The organism is Streptomyces sp. NPDC037301 (genome assembly GCF_055602785.1).
Genome location: NZ_JBVJWD010000019.1, coordinates 106,193 through 126,399 on the forward strand (window position 1 = coordinate 106,193; position 20,207 = coordinate 126,399).

Below are 20,207 nucleotides of genomic sequence, written 5' to 3' on the forward strand. Positions count from 1 at the left end.
GCGGGGTTTGCCCGCTTTTGTGGAGATCTCTTGAGGACCAGATCGTGGGATCTGGCATGGAGGTGTCGTGGTGGGTGCAGCCCGGTATTCGGAAGAGCGGCGGCCGAGGTGACGGGCCAGTGCCCGCCACCGCCAGTTCTTCAGGTGGGCGATTCCGTGCTCGCCCCGGATTCGTCGGGAGGAGTGTGCCTTGCGCTGACGCTCGCGCATCTCCTCGTACCAGTCCGGGGCATTCTTCTTGAACTTGCGGTGCGGTGGCGTCACGATGCGTCCGCCTGCCTGTGCTCCGAGTCCTTGATAGCGGGCATCGGCAAGGATCTCGACTGCTGGACCATCGGTCAGGAGCCTGACCAGCCCTAACTCTCGGGCGTGGGTGATGTCCGCGCACCTTCCGGGCTTGGTCGGGCTGCAGAACAGCAGCCGCCGGTCCCCGTCGGTGAACACCATTGCCTTCACAGCGTTCTGCTTGTTCTTGCCGGAGATGAAGCGATCCCGATTCTTGCGACCGACGGCCGGGCGGCGGACACGGATCTCGGTGCCGTCGATGATGCCGGTCTTCCCGGTCGCGCCGAGATGGTCAACAACCTCGGCCAGGTTCGCAGCCGCACGTCGAGGCTGATGGTGCATTTTCGCTCGGCGAGCAGGGGCCGCACCTCACCAATGGCCCGGGTGACCGTCGAGCGGTCCACGCCGAACCAGCAGGCCAGCACGTCATGAATGTAGACTCGAACACGTGCCCGAAGAATCATCGACGTCGAGGCCGGAGCGACTCCGCTTCCTGGTGCGGGTGCGCAAGCAGGATTTGGCCCGCGCCCGCAGCTGGTGCTATGCCGAGGAGCGGCGCCTGGCCGAGGTCGCGGCACGCCAGCCGCCATCTCCGCCGCCGGACTGGGTGGTCGAGCAGGGCATCGGCCAGGGGCGGCGGATCGTCGCGGTGCATCAACGGTATTGCCGACCAGCCGGGCCCCGAGTGAAACTGGTGGGGGCGGATGAGGCGCGGCGACTGCTGGCCATGGACACCGGGCTGGCGTGCCAGCTGTGCCGTCCGGACACTGAACTCGGCGTGCTGTGACCGCCGGCGCGTCGGACGATGGATGCATGGCCTCCGCCCCGTTAGTCGTTCACCGCCCTTCCCGGACGGGAGGGCGGCGCGTCACCGCTTACGGGCAGATCCTCGGCCTGGCCTACGACGATCACGACCTGGTCGAGTTCCTTCGGCGGACCGGGCTCCCGGACTCGGAGACCTTGATCGATGATCCGCGGTGGGTGGAGTGGCGGGGCGGCCGCGCCCACCAGTGGGACCCGGCCTGAACCGTCGCGCCCTTACGCACCGTAGTCGTCTCCGCGCACCTTGCCGAGTGCCCTGATCGTCAGATCCACGGCGATGCGAATCCCCACTTCATCACGCAGCGGGCAGTTGACCACGTACTGGTGCCCCGGACGCACATCGCGGAGCTTGATGTGGGTGGGGTCGATGTCTGCGACGTCTTCCTTGGTGAGGCGCAACGTGAGCCCCCCGTTCGCGGGCTTCACGTAGGCCACGGCACCGAAGCGGCGCACGCCGTTGTCGCGGATCATCAGGTAGTCCGTCAGCCCGTCCTTGGTTCGAGCGGACGTGCCGGCGACGATCTCGACGCCGAGTCCATTGACCCCCTTGATGTACTCCAGCACTCGGGCGTTGGTGTCGGCGTTGCGGCCCCTCTCCTCAACGAAGACGGCCACCTCCGCGTAGCCCATAGCGCTGCCGGAGACCAGCGGAACATCAGGGGTTTCGGCATCCGCCTTACCGGCGTCGCCTTCGCTGAGACGCAGGAACTCTGCGATCTCCGCAGGTGTTCCGTGTAGAACCTGAACCTTCATGGCTGCCCCCTTCGTTGCCACTCCCATGAGTGGACGCACACCTAACGTAGCGTCACTCATGCTCGTACACAACAGTTTTCGCGTGAGTGACCTCATACAAGCGCGAGTACACGCCAGTTATGGAGAGGGAGTCGAGAGCTGGAAGCCGAAACACGTCGAGACCGCGGAGGGTCGGATTACCTCGGGCGAGCGCCCCTGGGTCGCCGCCTGACAGGGATATCCACAGGGTCCAACGAGATCGGCGAGCTCGTCGTAGCGTGCTGCTCTGTCGATCACCCGGGGGTACGGGATGCGGAATGTGCGGCTGGAGTGGCTGGCTACGGAGGTCATGGACGGATTGCCGTCCCACGGGGCGAGGGCTGCGGTGCAGGAACTGCTCGTCGACCTCGCGGGGCATCCGGACCGGTGGCCGCAGCCAGGCGGCGAGGAGGTCGCCGCGGTGTTCGGGGCAGGCAGACAGCGTCGAGGAGGGCATGGGTGTAGCCCGCTGACTCGAAGTCGATGAGGCGGGCGTCGGCGGGACCTGACTCGTGGAGCAAGATGTTGTTCGTCTCCGCATCGCCGTTGCTGAGCGCCAAGAACGGGCCAGGCTCGCTCAACTCAGTCAGAACAGCGTTGAGTTCGATCTCAGCTCGTCCGGTGATGGCGGCGCCGTGAACCGCGGTATGTCCGTGCGCCTCGTCCCGAAGCTGGGCGAACCAGCCCACGTGATCGGCTTCCGGGTTGCTCGTCCCGAGAGACGCCCGTCGCGCGCGGTAGGTGTCGGCGAAACCGACAGTGGCGGCGTTGAGTTCGCCGTAGGCACGGGCGAAGACGGCCAGTCGATCGAAATGGGCTGCAGCGCCGTCACGGCGGAGCAGGTGGTCGAGGGCAGTGCGGGGTGCCAGATCTTCCAGAACCATGAGTCCCTCGGAAAGGTCGGCAGCGATAGCGCGAGGGGCAAGCGTCAGACCGAGGTCGTCGGAGAGGAACTGGAGCATGGCCGGCTCGGTACGGAGTCGCCAGGGTTCGGTGCGAGTCTCGCTCGGATGACTCCGCACCCATTTGACGACCACAGTCCTGGGAGCCGCCACGCCGCGGAGTGTCGCACGCGCGACAGCCCAGGGTTCCAGGCGCTCCCAGGCGTCGACCTCGACGGGCGAGGAATAGCGATCCGTCAGGAGGGCTTCGACAGTGGAGCTCCAAGGGCGCGCGTGCGCGGCAGACATCTGGGCACTTTACGGCGTTCGGCGCCTTCTCGTGCCGAGTTGATCAGACATCCCATTCCCAACAGTGAGGATGGGGAACAACGTGAGCAGGGCTGTCCGCCACCTGAGTACGGGGCGGGGAATTTCAAAGAGCGCCATCAGCACTGACGGGCGGCGGTTGCCCATGACGACGCGGTACAGCACGAGAAGAATGAGCGAGCCGACGATGGCGGCGATCCAGGTGGAGAGGTCGAAGAAGCCGTCGATGGAGTCGACGCCGAAGATGACCTTGCCGAGCCAGCCGCCGAGCAGACCGCCCGCGATACCGATGAGCATCGTGATGATGATGCCGCCCGGTCCTTGCCCGGCATGAGCGCCTTGACGAGGAGGCCCGCGAGCAACCCGATGATGATCCAAGCAATGATGCCCATAGCGCCTCTCCTACCTGGTGGTATAAAAACGGTGTCAAGGACCGTCTTTACCGTGCCGGTGCTTTCAAGCGTTGATCACGCAGTCTCTTGTGCGGTGGATGGACGGGGGTGCCGATCAGTGATGGACGGCTCCGCATCCGGGCCGAGCTGGTCGCTGCCCGCGAAGACAGCTGCCGGGGAGTCATCGCCGACCTCGCAGCGCAGGATGTCGGTCCGCAGAGGCCGACGTTGCGCTGAGACGTGCAGATCGCGCCTGTACCTCGTTCGCGTTGAAACTCCGACGCCTGGAAGACCAATGGGCTGCGCCGGGAACAACCGGTCGGGCCGGCACGGTTGCATCGACCGAGGAACCGGCGCCGCACGGGCGGAGAACACGGAGACCACAGGGCCGGCCGCCCCACCAGGGTCCGGACTCCAAGATCGCGGCGCGCCCGCCGCGCACTCGGACCAAGACGTATTTCTGCAGGAGGACTGTTTCATGACTGACCGGCCGTTGACGCTCATGGCAGTGCACGCTCACCCCGACGACGAGGCCACCGGAACCGGAGGGGTCCTCGCGCGGTACGCGGCGGAAGGCATCCGCACCGTTCTCGTGACATGTACCGACGGCGGTTGCGGTGACGGAACGGGGGGCGTCAAGCCGGGCGATCCCGGGCACGATCCGGCGGCCGTCGCCTTGATACGCCGCCAAGAACTCAAGGCGAGCTGTGACGTCCTGAAGGTCAGCGATCTGGAGATGCTGGACTATGCCGACTCCGGGATGACGGGCTGGCCGAGCAACGACGCCCCCGGATCCTTCTGGCAGACCCCCGTGGAAGAAGGCTCTGTCCGACTTGCGGAACTCATGCGGCACTACCGACCCGATGTGGTCGTCACCTACGACGAGAACGGCTTCTACGGCCACCCCGACCACATCCAGGCCAACCGCATCACGATGGCGGCGCTTGAGATGACCGCGCTGACACCGAAGGTGTACTGGACGACGATGCCCCGCTCGATGATGCAGCGGTTCGGGGAGACCTTGCGCGAGTTTCATGAGGACATGCCGGAGCCGGATCCTGCCGAGGCCACCGCGATGGCCGAGATCGGCCTCCCCGACGATGAGATCACCACGTGGGTGGACACCACCGCATTCAGCGGTCAGAAGTTCGATGCGCTGGCCGCGCACGCCAGTCAGGGCGAGAACATCTTCTTCCTCAAGATGGGCAAGGAGAGGTTCGGCGAGTTGATGGGCATGGAGACCTTCGTACGTGTCAAGGACGCCACCGGCGCGGCCGTACCCGAGAACGATCTCTTCGCCGGACTGCGCTGATCCCTTCGTCCGACCGGGGCACGGGAAGCTCATCGGCCGCACGGCGCGATCGAGCGGGTCACGCACGCCTCCGGAACTTTCGGACGATCCAGGTGGTGAGAAGGGCCTGCCTGTGCGAAGCAGTTAGGAGCCAGTCCAAGCTCGATGGCAAGCGGTCCGGATTCCATGTCGGGAGGGAGGAGCAGGTGACGATGGTGCTGCGCCTCGCGACAGGAGCCTTGAGAGCCTGATGGCCATTACTTTCTCGCTGTTGCATGCAGTCGCTGTCGCCAGCGGGCGCCAGTTGGCGAATGGTCGCCGACATCGGTCGGGATTGAATACAGCTTCTAATACGTCATGTTGGGCGGGAGAATTGGTGGGTGCTGTCCTGGGTCCGGGGTCTGACTCATGAGAGGTTTGACTGGGGTGTCTTTCTCACACAGCGTCGGCCGTTGGCCGGGGGTGGTGCGTTGTCGGTGCCGGGCTGGCGGGGTGTGTCTCGATAGGGGCTTGCCGATCAATCAGGCGTCATCACAATTCTGACCGCCCGACGCGGCCCGGTGCCGGCAACGCGATGAGCCATCGGACCGGAAGGCGAACGGGCATGCCCAGACAGAACACGTCCAGTACGTCCCCTGCCCCGCGTGCCCGCCGACGCCGTCCCACGGGGGAGGTGGTTCTGGGGGTGGACACACACCGAGACACTCATGTGGCTGCCGTCCTCTCCCCGCTCGGGGCAGTGTTCGGCACCGAGGAGTTCCCGGCCACCGCGGCGCCGCGTGGTCGACCCGGCCCTGAAGGCTCCCACCAGATCCTTGATCGTCGCATCGGGCTGAGCCGTATTCCTCGTCGCGCAGGGACTCGGTGGTCAAGACGACGGTCAGCTCGTTGAACGGGGGCGCTTCGGTAGGGCGCTCATGGGTCGCGTAGATGACGGCGGTGCCGGAGCCAGCATCGTCAGCTTCGCGAAGAGCCCGTCGTACCCCGGATGAGCTGCTCGGGCCGTGACCCCTTCCACCCCTTGCGCTCCATGCGGGTGATGACCTCGCGGGCGAGCTGGTGCACGACAAGAACGGCAAGCGGTTCGGCGACAAGGGCACCAGCGTCTTCGCCGCCACCAACCGCTACCCGGACGCCTACGCGCTCAAGACCACCGACCGCGGCGCGCTGATCCTCTTCGCATTCGTCTGCCCCATGTAACGACCGCGCCGACGAAGGCCGCTGCCCTCCCACCTGGTCGGCTTCAACTGCGCCGCACCGACGCCTCCGGACCACCAGTGCACTCCGTCCCGCCCACCAACGCATAGCGCGCCTGCCCACCACCGCGCTTCCTGACGGGCACCGCTCAAGTTCGAAGACCCACCATAGATCTGATCAATGTCAGCACCGAGGGATGCGGAAACCCGTCACGAGCCGATAAGAGCGCGACACGGGACCAGCCCTCCGCCTCCGACCATCGCGACGGGTTCGCTGTGTGCCGGCAGGCCACACGTTTGTCCGCTGGAACCCTTGCCGAGCGAGAATAGATCTGATCTACTTCCCGCCACCTTGGACAGGATGCGAAACATCCTCGCATCCCTGGATGCATCGGCGTGAGCAGGAGGGAGGCTGCGATCCCGCGACTTGAGGACGGCTGTGGGGGCGGATGGGCCGCTGATCCCGGCAACCCGCTACGGACGAAGCTCGGGGCGCACATTTCGCGCTCGCCGATATCGCTACAACCCGGACAGCAGACGAGCACTTTACTGAGCGGCGACCTACGGAGCAGCAGCCTCCAGGCCCGTCTGACCTGCACCTAATCGCACATGACGGCCCATCAGAACGAGCGTCAAATGAGCGTCACGAGCGTCGTTTCAGCGGCAAGATATCGCCGGTAACGCCCACAACGCACATAATACCCACCCGAGAAAACGCAGGTCAGACGGCCTTCGCGGCCGGTTCAAGGATCGCCACGCACTCCACGTGGTGCGTCATCGGAAAGACGTCACGTGAATCGACATTCAGAGAACCTGCAGGTCAGACGCGGTGTGACCGCTCCCGAGGAGCTGCCTGCACATGCCCGGAGCGTGCGGAATCACCGGTCGGTGCTCGCCCCTGGGCGCCGGCCACCGTCGAAGCGTGCCCGCACTGCGGGGTCGTCGAGCAGTCGGCACGGGTGACCGTCGGTGCGTACAGATGTGGCCTCGTGACACAGTGGCTCGCCGCAGGTACGGGACATGGGGCTGCGTCCGGTGGAAAACACCCGCACGAAGATGCCCTCCTCACCCACCACCCGTCGTCGTTCGCGACGCCGTCTGCCACGGCATCGACCTGCAGCCTCCGGCCACACTCACGGCGGCCGGCTCCGGCTTACGGACCCGTTCGCCGAGCCGACCAACCTCGACGGTCGCCGGCCTGGAGCATTTCAGCGGTACCCAGTTGTGCGTGAGCCGGAACGCGGTGCCCGGGCCCACCGGCACGCGTGGGCATGCCTTCCGACACCGCTGTTGCATGACTCGCCTCGAAAGAGCTGAAGAACGAGGGGAGCGCCCCCAGGGGGTCGACAACCCGGCGTCTCTGCTCCGGGAGCTCATCGAGCTGGGCTGATGACGCGGCGCACCGACACTGCGATCGACCTGCCCGACGCCCACCGCCTGGCCTTCGGCATCAAACGCGCGGCAGCGTCCCCGCCGACCGACGGCTCCGCGGAGACGTACCACGGGGCGTGGCGAGTCCCTTGCGCCACAGGGCGATCCTCCCGCCAGGAGGCGGGCTTTCGGTCATCCGGTTGGCCGCGTCGTAGGTGTACGTCACGGTGCGACCATCGAAGCCGGACTCGGATATGAGACGTCCGGCCGGATCGTACTCGTAGTGCCACTCCAGGCCCTGGGGATTGATGACACCTGTCATACGCAAGTTGGCATGCTACGGGTGTGCCACGTGACGTCGCCTCTTTCGTCGACGAGTTGGCGGCCGGGAGCGGTTCGGGGACACGCCCGACGCACTGCCCGCGCCGCCGGAGCCGGGGCTCCGATTGACGGCACGGCCGGGGCGGTGTGACGATGCGCCGATGTCGGACCTGCACGCCCGGATGGCCGCCCGGGTCGGTGACCTCACGGCCGTCGTGGTCGCGCGCTGCGCGGCGGAGGCGCCGTTCTACGGGGCGCTGCCCCGCGCCACCCTCCAGGGCGAGGTGGCGCGGTCCATCGCGGCGGTGCACGCACTGTTGCTCAGGGCACTGCGCGACGGCGGCGGGGGCCCGATGGGGCCGGGCGATCTGACCCGGCTCATCGAGTGGTCGGCGCGCCGGGCCGAGGAGCACGTCCCCCTGGAGGCGGTGATCGCCGCGTACCTGATCGGCGCCGAGGTGTGGTGGCAGACGCTGACCGAGGTCGCGGAGCCCGGTGAGCTGGCCGGGGCGGGCGGCAAGCTGCTCGCCTGCCTGCACGCCGCGCTGCCCGCGGTCGTCCTCGCCCACCAGAACGCCCAGGAGGACCTCCACAGCGAGGACAAGCGCGTTCGGCGGGCCCTGCTCGGCGCGCTGCTGGCAGGACGGCCGTACGAGGAGCTGGCGGGCGTGGCGCGGGTGGCCGTGGTGGGTGAGTACGAGGTGGTTGCCTTCGCGTTCGAGTCCGACCCGCCGAGCAGATTGGTGCAGTCCTCGCTCGACGCTTTCACCGGGATCCCTGTGCTGATGGACCACGTCGCTCGGATCGCCTTGTTGCCGGGCAGGTCCGACGTGCCGGGCCTGGTGGCCCGGCTGGAGAAGGACGTGGGGCAGCCCGTGCGCGCCGCCGCCGCCCGCTCCACCGTACCGGCGGCCATCTCCTCGGCGGCGCAGGAGGCCGGCCGCGTGCTGGATCTCGTCCGGCGCCTGGGACGCCCGCCCGGGTGCTACCGCCTCGACGACGTGCTGCTGGAGCACCAGCTCGCGCGCCCCGGGGACGGCCTGGTGCGGCTGGCGGCCAAACTCGACCCCTTGGAGGAGCATCCGTACCTGCTTGAGACGCTGCGCGTGTTCGTGGAGCGGGGGCTCAACCGCCGCCAGACGGCGTTGGAGCTGTGCGTCCACCGCAACACCCTGGACTACCGGTTGCAGCGAGTGAGCGCGCTGACGGGCCTCGACCTCGCGGTTCCCGCGCAGGCGCGGCTGATCCAGGCGGCGCTCGTCGCCAGGGACCTGGCCGGGCCCGCGGATCACCGCGGGGTCACCGGATGGCAGGGATCCGCAGGAGCAGCGGAAAGCGGATGAACCACGGCCGGCGTCGGCGAGCGCTCGGCCTGTCATCTGTCAGAGCCAGGCGCCGAGTTCCTCGTGCCGGGGTGCGAGGACCGGGCCGGCGCCGGGGTGGTCGAAGACCATGACGGGCCGGTCCGCGTTCCAGCCGGACCAGCCCGGCTGTCCGGTAGTGGCGAAGGCGACCCAGGCCCGGTGCATGGCGTCGGCCAGTGGCTGGGGCGCGCCGGGCCCGGTCAGGTCCTCGGCGGCGCGCAGGTTGTCGAAAACGAAGCCGAGTTCCAGCGCATGGCACGCGCCGAGTCCCATCACAGGCGAGCGCCAGCAGAATTCGTAGACGAAGGTGCGGGCGGGCCGGGAGTCGGCGAGGCGGTTGAGCGGCCCCCGCAGCAGCAGGTCGGTGGCCATCTCTCCCAGGATCTCACCGGGTTTGGCGTGCGGCCGGGTGGCTCGGTACAGGCGTGCCACGCGTTGCGGGACACGGATCTTCAGCAGTGCCAGCCGAAGAGTGAGCCGGCTGATCCGGTCCACGGTTCCGCCGGGTACGAACCACAGCCGGTACTCCTCCCGGTTGCAGCCCAGCAGCAGGTCGGCCTCGGGAAGGGGCGGGGCGGCGGGCACCACGTCGCCGTCGACCACGATGTGGAAGCCGGGACCGCCGCCGATGGGGTCGGACCGGTCGACGACGGCGGCCTGCGCGTCCAGCAGCAGGTCTCGGTCCACCGCCGCGAACGCCTCGGCGGTGGCCGGGATCCGCAGTCTCTTCGCCATCGACCGTACGGTCTTCGCGCCCTCTCGACGCGACATCGTGTGCGGCGGGCCGCTCTGCAGGATCGCCCGGTGGAACAGCCCGGCCGCGCCGGGGCTGGTCATGAGGGCCGCGACGCTGATCGCGCCGGCGGACTCCCCGCACACGGTGACGTTCGCCGGATCTCCGCCGAAGGCGGAGATGTTGTCGCGGACCCAGATCAGGGCTGCGATCTGGTCGAGGAGGCCCCGGTTGACGGGGGCGTCGGGGAAGACCCCGAACCCCTCGACGCCGAGCCGGTAGTTGACGGAGACGAGGACCACCCCGTCGCGCGCGAAGGCGCCCCCGTCGTAGAGCGGCAGGTTCGCCGAGCCGTTGCGCAGGGAACCCCCGTGGATCCAGACCATGACAGGCAGCCGGCCCTCGCCGACGGATGGGGTCCAGACGTTGAGGTTGAGACAGTCGTCCCCGGCGATGCTCGGATCGGGTATCAGCCGGTCGAGGGGCGGGCGGTAGGGGCGTTTGGGGGCGGTCGGCCCGTACTCCAGAGCGTCTCGTACCCCTTCCCAGGACTCGACCGGGGCAGGAGCGCGGAAGCGGTGGGCGCCGAAGGGCGGGGCGGCGTAGGGGATGCCGAGGAAGGTGGCGATCCCGTTGTGGAGACGGCCTCGGACCTTGCCCTGCCCGGTGGTCGCGATGAGGTCCATGGCGGTCCTTCCATGTGCGAACGGGGGCCGGCCGCCCCCTGGTCGCGGGAGCGTCAGGGGCGGGCGGCGTGGATCGGGACGGCCGCCGGTCACGGCGGAAGGGATCTCCGGGAGCGGGTCACTGGTTTGCGAGGCCGTTGCGGCGGACGTCGGACCAGGTGCCGCTGTCGGTGCAGATCCCGCAGCCGGCCCCGAAGAACTGTGCCCTCGCCGTCTGGTCACCCATCAGGTGCGCCTTGAACCAGGCGGTGGTGGGCGCGGCGAACGGGCCGGGGTCGCCTACGACCGTGAGGTGATCGGCGCCGCGCAGTTCCCCGTAGATGGCCGGTATGTGGTCGGCGTCGTTGTAGAAGGTCTTGACCAGGAAGGGGAAGACGATGCTGTCCTTCTGCCCGGCCAGGAGGAGCGCGGGTACGTGTACGTCGTCGATGTCGGCGAGCGGCCCGGGCTGGATGGGCAGGATGGTGTCGATGCGCGGGTCCGAGCCGACGACGATGGCGGCGGCGCCGCCCTGCGAGTGACCGGACGCGCCGATGTGCTCCAGGTCGACACGGTCGTGGAAGGGGCTGCCGTGGTCGGCGTTGCGACGGGTGAGCAGGTCGATCCCGGCGCGCATGGAGATGCCGAGGTTGGACTGCGGGGTGTTGGCGGCGGCGACGATGAAGCCCTGACTGGCCCAGTGGAGCAACAGGTCGCGGTAGACGACCGGGAAGGCGAAGGTGCCGTTTCCCCACACGATCACGGGGTGGCGGCGGTCGCTGGTCGCGATGTCACGCGGGTAGTACAGGGTGGTCACCGCCCCGACCTCCACCGCGGTGGCGTAGGGGCCGGGAGCGCCGTAGTCGGCCGCGGCCGCCTCGGCACTGGCACCGGCGGGGGAACCGGTGGACGCCGCTGCCGCTCCCGCGCCGGCAGAAGCCGTCAGCAGGAGCAGGAGCGAGGTCAGGGGGACGAGCAGTTTTCTCCAGAGCACAGCGGACTCCCGATGTCGTCACGGTGAACTGGATGTTTCATCCGGCTCACGCCTTGTCTGATCGCACATCCTGAAGCACGGTTCGAGACCCGTCTCTGCGCAATCGCGGCAAGCAGCGACGCCGGAGTTTGTGCAACATTCCGAGAGGCCTGAGCGCGGTGAGGGTGCCATGCTCGGTTCCGCCGCTACGACAGAGAGCCCGCCGCCCGGTCCCGAGAGGAGAACGCCGGGAACGGAGAAAGCCCCGCGCACCGTCCGCCCCGCATGACCTGCACGGTCAATCAGGTGATGCTCCATCAGAACGAGCGTCACATGAGCCACGGTGCTGCGCACCGAATATCGTCCGGCGGAGCGCGAGCCGCTGGGGCCAATCCGCCAGGCCCGCGGGGTCGGGCTGCCCGCACAGGCACAGGCGACGAGGCCCCCGTCCAGGCAGGTCCTCTTGAGAGGGACTCGGGAGGCCCGGACGGGGGCCGGGCAGCGGGAAGCGGTGCGGGTGGCTGTGAACGACCTTTCTTGGCTCAGAGGAATCGTCGAGGACGGAGTCCATGCCGCTCGCGGCACGATCGGTCGCTGAGCCCTGCCCCGCCGATCTCTTCCGCTGACACCATCTGCCCAGGGGAAAGACGGCATGGGCGGCAGACGACCATGCGGGCCAGAGGGCTACTCGTCTGACGCTCCATCGGGACCAGCGTCAGGACGGTTTCCCATACGCCCTGCGGAGTAGGGGCACCGCGTCCACCGCCTCGCACGACGTTCACGAAGCCGCAGGCCAATCCCTCTCCCTGGTCCCCCGACACGTTCCACGTCGTGCACACGCGGAAACAGGTCAACGACCATCCAGCAGCCTGAAGAACCAGAGGAAACAGCAGGTCAGACGCCCTTGCGGCAAGCTCCAGAATCGCCACGCACTCCACGTGCGAGGTCATCGGTATGACGTCGGTCTGAGCCGGTTACGGAAAAGCGCAGGTCACAGCAACCTCATCGGTTCTCGCCCCGGCTTGCTGGCGTCCAGAGCGCCAAACGAGCGTCACGGCCGACAGCCTGCGCTTGCTGCTTGGGGACCGCCCCGCAGTGCGCGGGCCATTGTGTGTTCAAGCTGGTCGACGAGGAGGCCGAGAAGACGGACCGGACTCCACCGGCGCCATCCGTCGATGTGCCCAAATGTGTAGGCCGCCCACACCGTCTGGTGAGTGCGACTCCCAAGGCTCTCGGCAGCAACCGGACCGTGGTCTAGACCAGTGACAGGCCCGAGGTCATTCCCCTCTGGTCGGAGGGCTAGCCATAAGGACGCTCATCCCCAGTGTTCCTCCTGGTAGCGCAGGAGGTCATCGCCGTGGAGTTGCTTGGTGGCGTTGCCGATCCGGACCCAGAAGTCGGTGGCGCCGTTGCCGCCCTTGGCGGGCTTGGCGAACACCGGCCTACCTGCCGCGGCGACGCTGATCTGACAGACGACGTTGCCGGAAATTTCGGGGAAGCGTACGCGGACGGTGGTCGCTGTCGGGGTCGACAGGCTGCTGTCGAGGAGTTGGCGTACGAAGAGCTCGTACCCGTCGACGCTGGCCTGCGACTCCAGAGTGGTGAGGTCGTTCTCGATGCCGAGGACAGTCCCGTCGTCGGCGACGCCGATGTACAGGTTTCCGCCCTCGCCGTTCAGAAAGCCGCAGACGGCCTTGACGATGTTGTGCCGTAGGGACTTGTCGGCCTGCCGGGTGTGCACGTTCCAGCGGGCGCTGGCCTTGAACTCGGTGCCCTGGGACTCGCCGGCGGCGATCATGTCGGCCGGGGTGGTTGGGACGTACGCAGGGCGTTCCCCCGTGAGGGTTTCGAACGCTTCCCGCACGACCTTGGCGATTAGCTGGCGCCGCCGTTCCAGGAAGGTGAAATAGTCGAGCTGTTCCCAGCCCACCGGGAGCGCGTGCCATCGTACCTGCCGCTCGAGCACCTCCGGGTCCATCGCGTCCGTGATTCTCGGCCAGTAGTCATGTGGTGCGTCGGTGTTGGACAGCTCGCCTGCTGGCCACGTCACGTAGGCCATGTTGGCGATGGCATTGACTTGGCGCCGGTCGGTGATACCCAGTCTGGCGAGCGTCTTGCGGTGGAACAGGTTGTCCCGGTCGACAGCCTTGGCGGGTTTGACTGAGGGGTCCAGCAGATCACGGATTCGTTGGTCGCCGAGGAGCATTTCGGCGTCGAGGATGTTGAGCGCCGCCTGGAAGGCGAACAGCACCGGTGAACGCGACGAGGATGTGTCCAACCGGTTCGGCAGGGAGATGTCCCAGTAGTCGCCGGTGAAGTTCGCTGCGATGATCCGGTCGAGTTCCGCGGTGAAGGCTCGGCCGTCACCTGGCGGCAGACTGCCGATCCGTCCCAGGTCGAACTCCATCTGTGACTCCGGCGAGTTGGAGTACCGGCCGGTGGTGTGCGCCATGAAGAACCACCGTCCGATCACGGGACGGAGTTCATCGGCCGTCAGCCCGAAGTCGTGGCGTCCGATCAGCCAGATCGTGTAGCTGTACAGCAGGGCGTTGTCGGAGGTGATCATCTTGCGGCTGCGGAAGCCGGCCGCCGTGACGCACTGGAAGAACTCGTGCCAGCTGGTCAGGTCCAGGACCTTCGTGTGCGCTTGGGCGAGCCGGTCGAACTGCTCCTGTCGTCGAGCGGCGGTGACCTTGCCGGTTTCGAGGTCCTTTCCTCGTAGGACGCTATATACGTGCTGCAGCCGGGCGCGCCGGAAGGCGAAAGCGACGGCAGTCAAGGAGCGACACAAACGCAACCACGCCCGCGGCTACGACAAGAACCTGGCTAAGAAGGCACGCCGCACTCGGTCCCGAAACCCCGGGGATGGACAGGAGCCACTGTTCGGACCGTGAGACGGTGATGCTGTTCGACTGCCGGCAGTGCTCTACCGCCCGTCGCCGTCGCACTCTCATGGGGCAGGGCGGAATCGTGGTCAACGCACTGCAGACGCGAGGCGAATCCCTTCTCCCTCTCCGCACACCGGGTGCCCCGGGAAACGCCGATGTAGAGATCCGAGACAAGGCCGGCATCCCCTACCCGAACGCCATTCACATACCCGCCCGCGACGGGAAACGCGCACGGACCGCCGACGGCTTCCAAATAGCCGAGGCCGACCGCGGTTGGTTCGGTCAGCTCCTGGCCCGTACCGGAGCTGCCAACCTGACCGCGCTGGCCGGCGGAGGACCCCAAACCGCGCAGTACCTCACCACGCGTCAGGGACGACAGCACTACGACGTGCCCACCTTCGCCGCCACATCAAGCGTTGACGACGCAGACATCCAAGTCGGCGGCACGAAATTCGTCGGCACGGACCATGTCTTCCGTATGGGGTCCGTACGCATCGAGGCATTCTCCGGTCTCCTCCGGCCACGACGCTCTGACCCGCTTCACGGTCGGTCATCACGAAGCCGCCACCCGCGACTGGAACACGCAAGTCGACGGCTGGATCCGCGAGTTGATCGATCACCGCGCGTCGTACGGCACGCACGACACATACGTACACGGTGATCCGTACGGCGGCACCCACCATGAACACCGTCATGACCATCACGACAGCCACCACCGCTCGGGCCCGGGCATCGGCACGGCGGTCGCAGCCGGTGCGGCGGGTCTCGCCGTCGGTGTCGTCGGCGGCATGGTCGCGGCCGAAGTCGTCGACGAGATCGGGGACTTCTTCGAGACCGACGAGGACGAGGGGGACGACGAGGGCTGAGCACACCACCGGGTGTTCAGCGGCTGCCCGCATGGGTCACGCGCCGACGGCGCGCAGAAAGTGGTCGGCGTCCTCGGCCTCGGCCAGGCGTCCCACTTCCAGCCAGGAGCCGTCGCTGAAGCACAGTCGGAACGTGGCGAAGCCGCGTGGCTGACCGGTCTCGCCGTCGACGTGTACCTGGTGGGACGGGAATTCCGCGACGGTCCGGAAGTCGTCCGCCTTCGTGGGCGACAGCCGACGGCGCGGAGACGCGGCCACGCAGACCCGGTCGTGGGCCAGCATGACGAGACGCTTCGGATTGGGTGAGTGCCCGTACCAGCGCAGGAGCAGTCGGCCGGCGGTCAGGTCCCAGTTCCCGTCGAAGATGCCGTTGGTCGGATCCATGGCCGGGTCGTGGCCCCGCGCCGACCCGCGCGCAACGGAAGCCGTCCCCGCCGCGGCCGGCTGCTGTCCCCGCGACCGCCTCGACGACCGCGGTCGGACGAGGCGGTCGCTGAGCTTGTCGATCAGGATCACCGGGACGACCACGAAGAAGAACACCACGGCTCCGGCATACAGCAGCCAGTGGTGTCCCGGCTTGAGCCGCCCCTTGCCTGCGGCTCGGTGAGTCTCCTCGGGCGGCTTGGGTATGGGCTTGTGGACCTCGCACCAGACCAGAGCCACGGGATCCTCCCCCAGGATCTCGCGTGCCCGTCGCCGCACCTTGCGCTTCGCCATCCCGGGAATCATCAAGCTCGTCGGCCGGGCCGAACTTCTGCGTCTCCTCGCTGGTTTCTGCGTTGCTGCAGACACCGGTGCGGCATCGGGGATGGCCTCCTCGGGGACCGGCCCAGCCTTCGACGACGTATGAAGTTCTCATGGCCCTGGGGGACCGCATCAAGGAGTCCGCACCGACGATGCAGACTCGCTCGTGGCGAAGAGAAAGCCCGCTGGGTCCCGCACCAAAACGCGCAGGAGGCAGCCGCTGCGACGCGCGCGCCGATCGCGGTCTTGCCGACGACCTCGTCGTGCGGTACCGCGGCCCGCACCTCCGGGTCAGCCCAGCCGTCCGGGAGCGGATTGCCGGGAAGCCGGGCCGTGCCGGGCCGTGCCGACGCTCACGAGCAGGCCGAGGCAGAGCGCGCTGCACAGTTCGAGGAGGGCCCCGACGGCGGACAGCGGACGGGTGGCGACGCGCGGATGGGGACGGGGTTCGGCGAGACGGGCAATCGGCCGTCAGCGGCAGGAAGACGAAGACTCCCACGGGGCAGTTCGCCCAGCCTTCCTTGAAGCCGTCAGGGTGTCCGGGAGCCACAGCGGGCGCCGGCCCGTCCTCTCCGGGCGGGCCGGCTCGTCACTCGTCACGCTTGAGCACCTTGGTCTCGCTCTTGAAGATCCGGGCCGCCTTGCCCGCCGAACGCGTCAGCTCGGGCAGCTTCTTGATCCCGAGGACCACGACGACGACGAGGAGGATCAGGGCAAGTTCACTCAAGCCGAACATCAGGTCTGCTCTCTGCCGGGTCGGACGGCGGCCGACCGGCGTACCGGTGACACATCGTCCTCTACATTGCTGTAGAAGTCTCTCCTGGAGCGTGATCATTCAACAAGCCCGCCTTCCGGCCCGGTTGGCCGGGAGCAGTGTGCTGCACGGAGGAACAGAGCAGGATGACCGACGGCATCCCCACGACCCGACTGTCCCTGGCGCGGCGCTGCCGCGCCCTCACGGAGGCGCGCTGGTTCGCCGTCACCGTGTTCACCCTGATCCTCGCCAACGCGGCACTGCTCGGGATCGAGACGTACACCGGGGTCGTCGACGACTGGCAGCGCTGGCTACGCCTGGCCGAGCACACCTGCGTGGCAGCCTTCACCGTCGAGATCCTGCTGCGCCTGGCTGCCCACGCGGACCGTCCGAAAGACTTCTTCCGCGACCCGTGGAACCTCTTCGACCTCGCAGTCGTCCTCAGCGCGTTCCTCCCTGTCGTACGCGAGAACACCACCGTGCTACGGCTGTTGCGCCTGGCCCGCGTCCTGCGCACCGCCCGCTTTCTGCCCCAGTTGCGGATCGTCCTGGTGGCGGTCGGACGCAGTCTGCCCGGCACACTCAGCTTCCTGCTCGTCGGAGCACTGCTGCTGTATGTCTACGCGATGGTGGGCTGGGTCTTCTTCGCCCGCCATGACCCGGAGCACTACGGCTCCATCGGCCGCGCCGTGCTCACTCTCTTCCTCCTGATGACTCTGGACGGCATCGGCGACGCAGTTCGCGCGGGCCTGGAGATCTCACGCTGGAGCATCGTCTACTACGCCTCGTACGTCCTGCTCGCCTCGTTCGTCCTCGTGAACGTCCTGATCGGTGTGGTCATCACCTCGCTCGACGAGGCCCGCGACATGGAAAGAGCGGAGGAATCACCCTCCGTGGCCGCAGGGCCGGTGGACGGCGGCTCACTTCACGAGCGCATCGCCTCGGCCCGCCGCGCCCTGGACGACCTGGATGAGGAACTCGCACGTACGGCCTCGCCCCCTCACCGCACAACTCCTGGCGAAGCCCCGGCAGCCGACGCAGCCCTGCCGCAAGCAGGAACGCTATCGGCGGCACAAGCGCCGTGACCCACGCGCCGACCGCGGATGGCCCGCGGTCGGCCAGGTGCCGCTGTGCGGTCCGGGGTCGCCGCAGCCACCTTCCTCGCACGACCGAGGTATCCGCTTTGCGAGCAACAGGAGCAGCGCGCGATGCCCCCGGAGCCCGGCCGACAGCACGGCGTGCAGCCGGTCCCGCACTCCGGCCTCTCGGTTTCGGCCCCGGCTCCGGCTCCGGCTCCGGCAACAACGGATCGATCAGCAGCCACAGTTCGTCCGAACGATCCACGGACGCGCCCCCACTGACTCGGCCGCTACCGATCACCGACGGGAATCCGTACGACGACCCGAGCACCTGGGTGGTTGGCCTCGATGTGGGCGCTGCCGTGATGGGCGGTGACGATGTCGCGGACGATGGCCAGCCCCAGGCCGCTGCCGCCCGTGTCCCGTGCGCGCGCGTGGTCGAGTCGGGTGAAGCGCTCGAAGACGCGTTGCCGGTCGGCGGCAGGGATGCCGGGCCCGTCGTCGGTTACGACCAGGTTTGCGGTGCCGTCCAGGACGTAGAGGCGGATGTCGATGCGGGTGGCGGCATGGCGAAGCGCGTTGTCCAGCAGGTTCCGTACCACGCGGGCGAGGGCATCCCTGTCACCGTGGACTCGTGCGGCGCTGACGGCGCGCTGGTCGATGACGAGTGAAGTACGCTGACGGGCCTCACCCACCTCGGCGAAGACGATCTCGTCCAGGTCGACGGGGCGTTTGCGCAGGCGTGGGCGGGCGTCGAGGCGGGCCAGCTGTACAAGATCGTCGACGAGCCGGGAAAGCCGTTCGGTCTCTTCGAGCAGGGCTGGGGCGAGTGATCGCCAGTCGGCGGCTTCGGGATGGCTGACTGCGACCTCCAGGCGTGTGTGCAAGGTACTCAGAGGGCTGCGCAGTTCGTGGGCGGCGTCGGCGACGAAACCTCGCTGCCGCCGGGTCGAGGCCTCCAGGCGGCCAAGCAGGTCGTTGAAGGTCTTCGCGAGCCGGCCCAGAGCATCCTCGGCGGGGGGCACGTCGAGTCGGCGCCCCAGGTCCGAGGCAGTGATCTCGGCGGTCTGGGTGCGCAGGGAATCCACAGGGCGCAGCGCGCGCCCGGTGAGCAGCCATACGATGCCGGTGAGCAGGGCCACGACCGATGGCACGGTGATGGCGAGGCCGAACGTCAGCTTGGCCTGGCCACGGTCGATGTCCTCGGTGGACATGGCGACGTACACGGTCATCGGGTCGTGGTGGGTACCGGCCGGGACGGCCACAGCACGCCAGGCACCGCTTTCGCCCACTGGGACGTCGTGGACGGTGCGGGCGTGTGGGGTACCGGATGCGTTCGGCGGGAAGTCGAACAACCGGGGTTTGTTGCGCAGATTCGCCGAGCTGGCTCGCACTGTTCCCTTGGCGTCGACCACTTGGACAGCGGATTCGCCGTGGAAGGTGTTGTGCAGTTCGGTGCCGCGCGGTTCGGCCTCAAGGGTTGCCGCAACCACTTGGGCGTCCTGCAGTGCGGTCTGGTCGAGCTCGCTGACGAGACTTGATTGAAGCCACAGAACGAGCAGCACAGCGGCGCCGGCCAGTCCGAACGCGATCATGAGGGCAGCCGCAATGGTCAGCCGCAGCCGCAGTGACCGGCGGGACCACCAAGCCCGGATGTCGACGTGCATCCGCTGTCCTCCTCAGCTCCGCAGCCGGTAGCCCGCTCCGCGGACGGTCTCGATGGTCTGGCGGTCGAACGGGGTGTCGATCTTGCGCCGCAGGTAGCCGACGTAAACCTCGACAATGTTGGTGTCGCCGTCGAAGTTCTCGTCCCACACGTGCGTGAGGATCTCTGTCTTGCTGACCACTTGGCCGGCACGCCGGAGCAGGAATTCCAGGAGGGTGAACTCCCTTGCAGTCAGGTCGATCTCATGGCTCCCGCGACGGCACCGCCGGCGAGCGGGGTCCAGGGTGAGGTCGTTGACCGCGAGCACCGCGGGCCGGGGTGGTGCGCCTCGGCGCAGAAGCGCCCGCAGATGGGCCACAAGTACCACGTACGAGAACGGCTTGCTCAGGTAGTCGTCGGCGCCGAGGTCCAGGGCGTCCGCCTCGTCGTACTCTCCGTCCTTCGCCGTGAGCATCAGCACAGGGGTCCACACATTTGCTGCCCGCATCCGCTTGAGGACCTCGTACCCGGACAGGCCGGGCAGCATGATGTCCAGCACGATGACATCGTGCGGCTCGTGGAGGACCCGCCAGAGCCCGTCCACACCGTCATATGCGGTGTCGGCGACGAAGCCCTCCGAAGCGAGTCCGTCGGCGATCGCCGCGGCAAGTCCACGCTCGTCCTCGATGATCAGCATCCGCATGGCAGCCTCTCCATCCACCCTAGTGCCGCACCGTACGGACTGTCCCCTGAGAAGCCGCTGAGAGCATGGCGGGTTCTCAGGGTCCTCTCAGTGCCCGCAGCACACGCTGGAGGCCACAAGCAGGTGAGGTGAGGAA

17 protein-coding genes and 4 pseudogenes are annotated in these 20,207 nt (G+C 67.8%); 7 read left to right on the forward strand and 14 right to left on the reverse strand.

The window, feature by feature from the left end; all coding sequences use genetic code 11:
* Positions 1-165: 165 nt before the first annotated feature.
* Together ACZ7IB_RS27860 and ACZ7IB_RS27865 are read right to left on the reverse strand one after the other, a co-directional pair.
* Positions 166-549: pseudogene (locus ACZ7IB_RS27860) on the reverse strand (transposase family protein); the annotation flags it as partial.
* Positions 453-749, reverse strand: coding sequence for a transposase family protein (locus ACZ7IB_RS27865; RefSeq protein ID WP_470916553.1), 297 nt, complete (start codon positions 747-749; stop codon positions 453-455). The pseudogene ACZ7IB_RS27860 and the gene ACZ7IB_RS27865, both read right to left, overlap by 97 nt.
* Here ACZ7IB_RS27865 and ACZ7IB_RS27870 point away from each other — a divergent pair.
* A complete protein-coding gene (locus ACZ7IB_RS27870; protein ID WP_470916554.1) occupies positions 734-1,072 on the forward strand; it encodes a DUF6233 domain-containing protein in 339 nt (112 codons plus the stop codon). The genes ACZ7IB_RS27865 and ACZ7IB_RS27870 overlap by 16 nt on opposite strands.
* A 26-nt stretch (positions 1,073-1,098) precedes the next feature.
* Positions 1,099-1,311 (forward strand): hypothetical protein, encoded by a 213-nt coding sequence (locus ACZ7IB_RS27875; RefSeq protein WP_470916555.1) that lies wholly within the window; start codon positions 1,099-1,101, stop codon positions 1,309-1,311.
* A 12-nt stretch (positions 1,312-1,323) separates the two neighbouring features.
* On the opposite strand, the gene ACZ7IB_RS27880 is transcribed toward ACZ7IB_RS27875, so the two are convergent.
* The 3 genes and pseudogenes from ACZ7IB_RS27880 to ACZ7IB_RS27890 form a co-directional block, all read right to left on the reverse strand.
* Positions 1,324-1,860 (reverse strand): hypothetical protein, encoded by a 537-nt coding sequence (locus ACZ7IB_RS27880; protein ID WP_470916556.1) that lies wholly within the window; start codon positions 1,858-1,860, stop codon positions 1,324-1,326.
* Between the two features lie 326 nt (positions 1,861-2,186).
* Positions 2,187-2,840 carry a hypothetical protein gene (locus ACZ7IB_RS27885; RefSeq protein ID WP_470916557.1) on the reverse strand — a complete coding sequence of 218 codons (654 nt, stop codon included), beginning with the start codon at positions 2,838-2,840 and terminating at the stop codon, positions 2,187-2,189.
* A 381-nt stretch (positions 2,841-3,221) separates the two neighbouring features.
* Positions 3,222-3,478 (reverse strand): annotated as a pseudogene (locus tag ACZ7IB_RS27890) (GlsB/YeaQ/YmgE family stress response membrane protein); the annotation flags it as partial.
* A 478-nt stretch (positions 3,479-3,956) separates the two neighbouring features.
* Here ACZ7IB_RS27890 and ACZ7IB_RS27895 point away from each other — a divergent pair.
* Positions 3,957-4,790 carry a PIG-L family deacetylase gene (locus ACZ7IB_RS27895; RefSeq protein WP_470916558.1) on the forward strand — a complete coding sequence of 278 codons (834 nt, stop codon included), beginning with the start codon at positions 3,957-3,959 and terminating at the stop codon, positions 4,788-4,790.
* Between the two features lie 1,038 nt (positions 4,791-5,828).
* Positions 5,829-5,969, forward strand: coding sequence for a DUF8094 domain-containing protein (locus ACZ7IB_RS27900; protein ID WP_470916559.1), 141 nt, complete (start codon positions 5,829-5,831; stop codon positions 5,967-5,969).
* Positions 5,970-7,415: 1,446 nt separating this feature from the next.
* Here ACZ7IB_RS27900 and ACZ7IB_RS27905 read toward each other — a convergent pair.
* Positions 7,416-7,664 carry an RHS repeat domain-containing protein gene (locus tag ACZ7IB_RS27905; RefSeq protein WP_470916560.1) on the reverse strand — a complete coding sequence of 83 codons (249 nt, stop codon included), beginning with the start codon at positions 7,662-7,664 and terminating at the stop codon, positions 7,416-7,418.
* Positions 7,665-7,818: 154 nt separating this feature from the next.
* Between ACZ7IB_RS27905 and ACZ7IB_RS27910 the strand changes: the two genes are divergently transcribed.
* Positions 7,819-9,000, forward strand: coding sequence for a PucR family transcriptional regulator (locus ACZ7IB_RS27910; protein ID WP_470916561.1), 1,182 nt, complete (start codon positions 7,819-7,821; stop codon positions 8,998-9,000).
* Between the two features lie 39 nt (positions 9,001-9,039).
* Here ACZ7IB_RS27910 and ACZ7IB_RS27915 read toward each other — a convergent pair whose 3' ends face one another.
* The 3 genes from ACZ7IB_RS27915 to ACZ7IB_RS27925 form a co-directional block, all read right to left on the reverse strand.
* The gene (locus ACZ7IB_RS27915) at positions 9,040-10,440 is read right to left on the reverse strand and encodes a carboxylesterase/lipase family protein (protein WP_470916562.1); all 1,401 of its coding nucleotides are present in this window, start codon (positions 10,438-10,440) and stop codon (positions 9,040-9,042) included.
* A gap of 118 nt (positions 10,441-10,558) precedes the next feature.
* Positions 10,559-11,413: an alpha/beta hydrolase family protein gene (locus ACZ7IB_RS27920; RefSeq protein ID WP_470916563.1), complete on the reverse strand. Its 855-nt coding sequence runs from the start codon at positions 11,411-11,413 to the stop codon at positions 10,559-10,561.
* A 1,294-nt stretch (positions 11,414-12,707) separates the two neighbouring features.
* Positions 12,708-14,171 (reverse strand): RNA-binding domain-containing protein, encoded by a 1,464-nt coding sequence (locus ACZ7IB_RS27925; RefSeq protein WP_470916564.1) that lies wholly within the window; start codon positions 14,169-14,171, stop codon positions 12,708-12,710.
* Positions 14,172-14,798: 627 nt separating this feature from the next.
* On the opposite strand from ACZ7IB_RS27925, the pseudogene ACZ7IB_RS27930 reads away from it, so the two are divergent.
* Positions 14,799-15,146, forward strand: a pseudogene (locus ACZ7IB_RS27930) (sporulation protein); the annotation flags it as partial.
* 36 nt (positions 15,147-15,182) lie between these two features.
* Here the strand turns inward: ACZ7IB_RS27930 and ACZ7IB_RS27935 are convergent.
* From ACZ7IB_RS27935 to ACZ7IB_RS27945, 3 genes and pseudogenes are all read right to left on the reverse strand, one after another.
* On the reverse strand, positions 15,183-15,863 hold the full coding sequence (locus ACZ7IB_RS27935) for a hypothetical protein (RefSeq protein WP_470916565.1): 681 nt from the start codon (positions 15,861-15,863) through the stop codon (positions 15,183-15,185).
* A gap of 230 nt (positions 15,864-16,093) precedes the next feature.
* A pseudogene (locus tag ACZ7IB_RS27940) lies at positions 16,094-16,389 on the reverse strand (M56 family peptidase); the annotation flags it as partial.
* 90 nt (positions 16,390-16,479) lie between these two features.
* Positions 16,480-16,626, reverse strand: coding sequence for a twin-arginine translocase TatA/TatE family subunit (locus ACZ7IB_RS27945; RefSeq protein WP_470916566.1), 147 nt, complete (start codon positions 16,624-16,626; stop codon positions 16,480-16,482).
* Between the two features lie 164 nt (positions 16,627-16,790).
* Here ACZ7IB_RS27945 and ACZ7IB_RS27950 point away from each other — a divergent pair, with 164 nt between their 5' ends.
* Positions 16,791-17,729 carry an ion transporter gene (locus ACZ7IB_RS27950; protein WP_470916567.1) on the forward strand — a complete coding sequence of 313 codons (939 nt, stop codon included), beginning with the start codon at positions 16,791-16,793 and terminating at the stop codon, positions 17,727-17,729.
* 284 nt (positions 17,730-18,013) lie between these two features.
* Here the strand turns inward: ACZ7IB_RS27950 and ACZ7IB_RS27955 are convergent, their stop codons facing one another.
* Positions 18,014-19,390, reverse strand: coding sequence for an ATP-binding protein (locus ACZ7IB_RS27955; RefSeq protein ID WP_470916568.1), 1,377 nt, complete (start codon positions 19,388-19,390; stop codon positions 18,014-18,016).
* Positions 19,391-19,402: 12 nt separating this feature from the next.
* The gene (locus tag ACZ7IB_RS27960; RefSeq protein WP_329831654.1) at positions 19,403-20,071 is read right to left on the reverse strand and encodes a response regulator transcription factor; all 669 of its coding nucleotides are present in this window, start codon (positions 20,069-20,071) and stop codon (positions 19,403-19,405) included.
* Positions 20,072-20,207 lie beyond the last annotated feature (136 nt).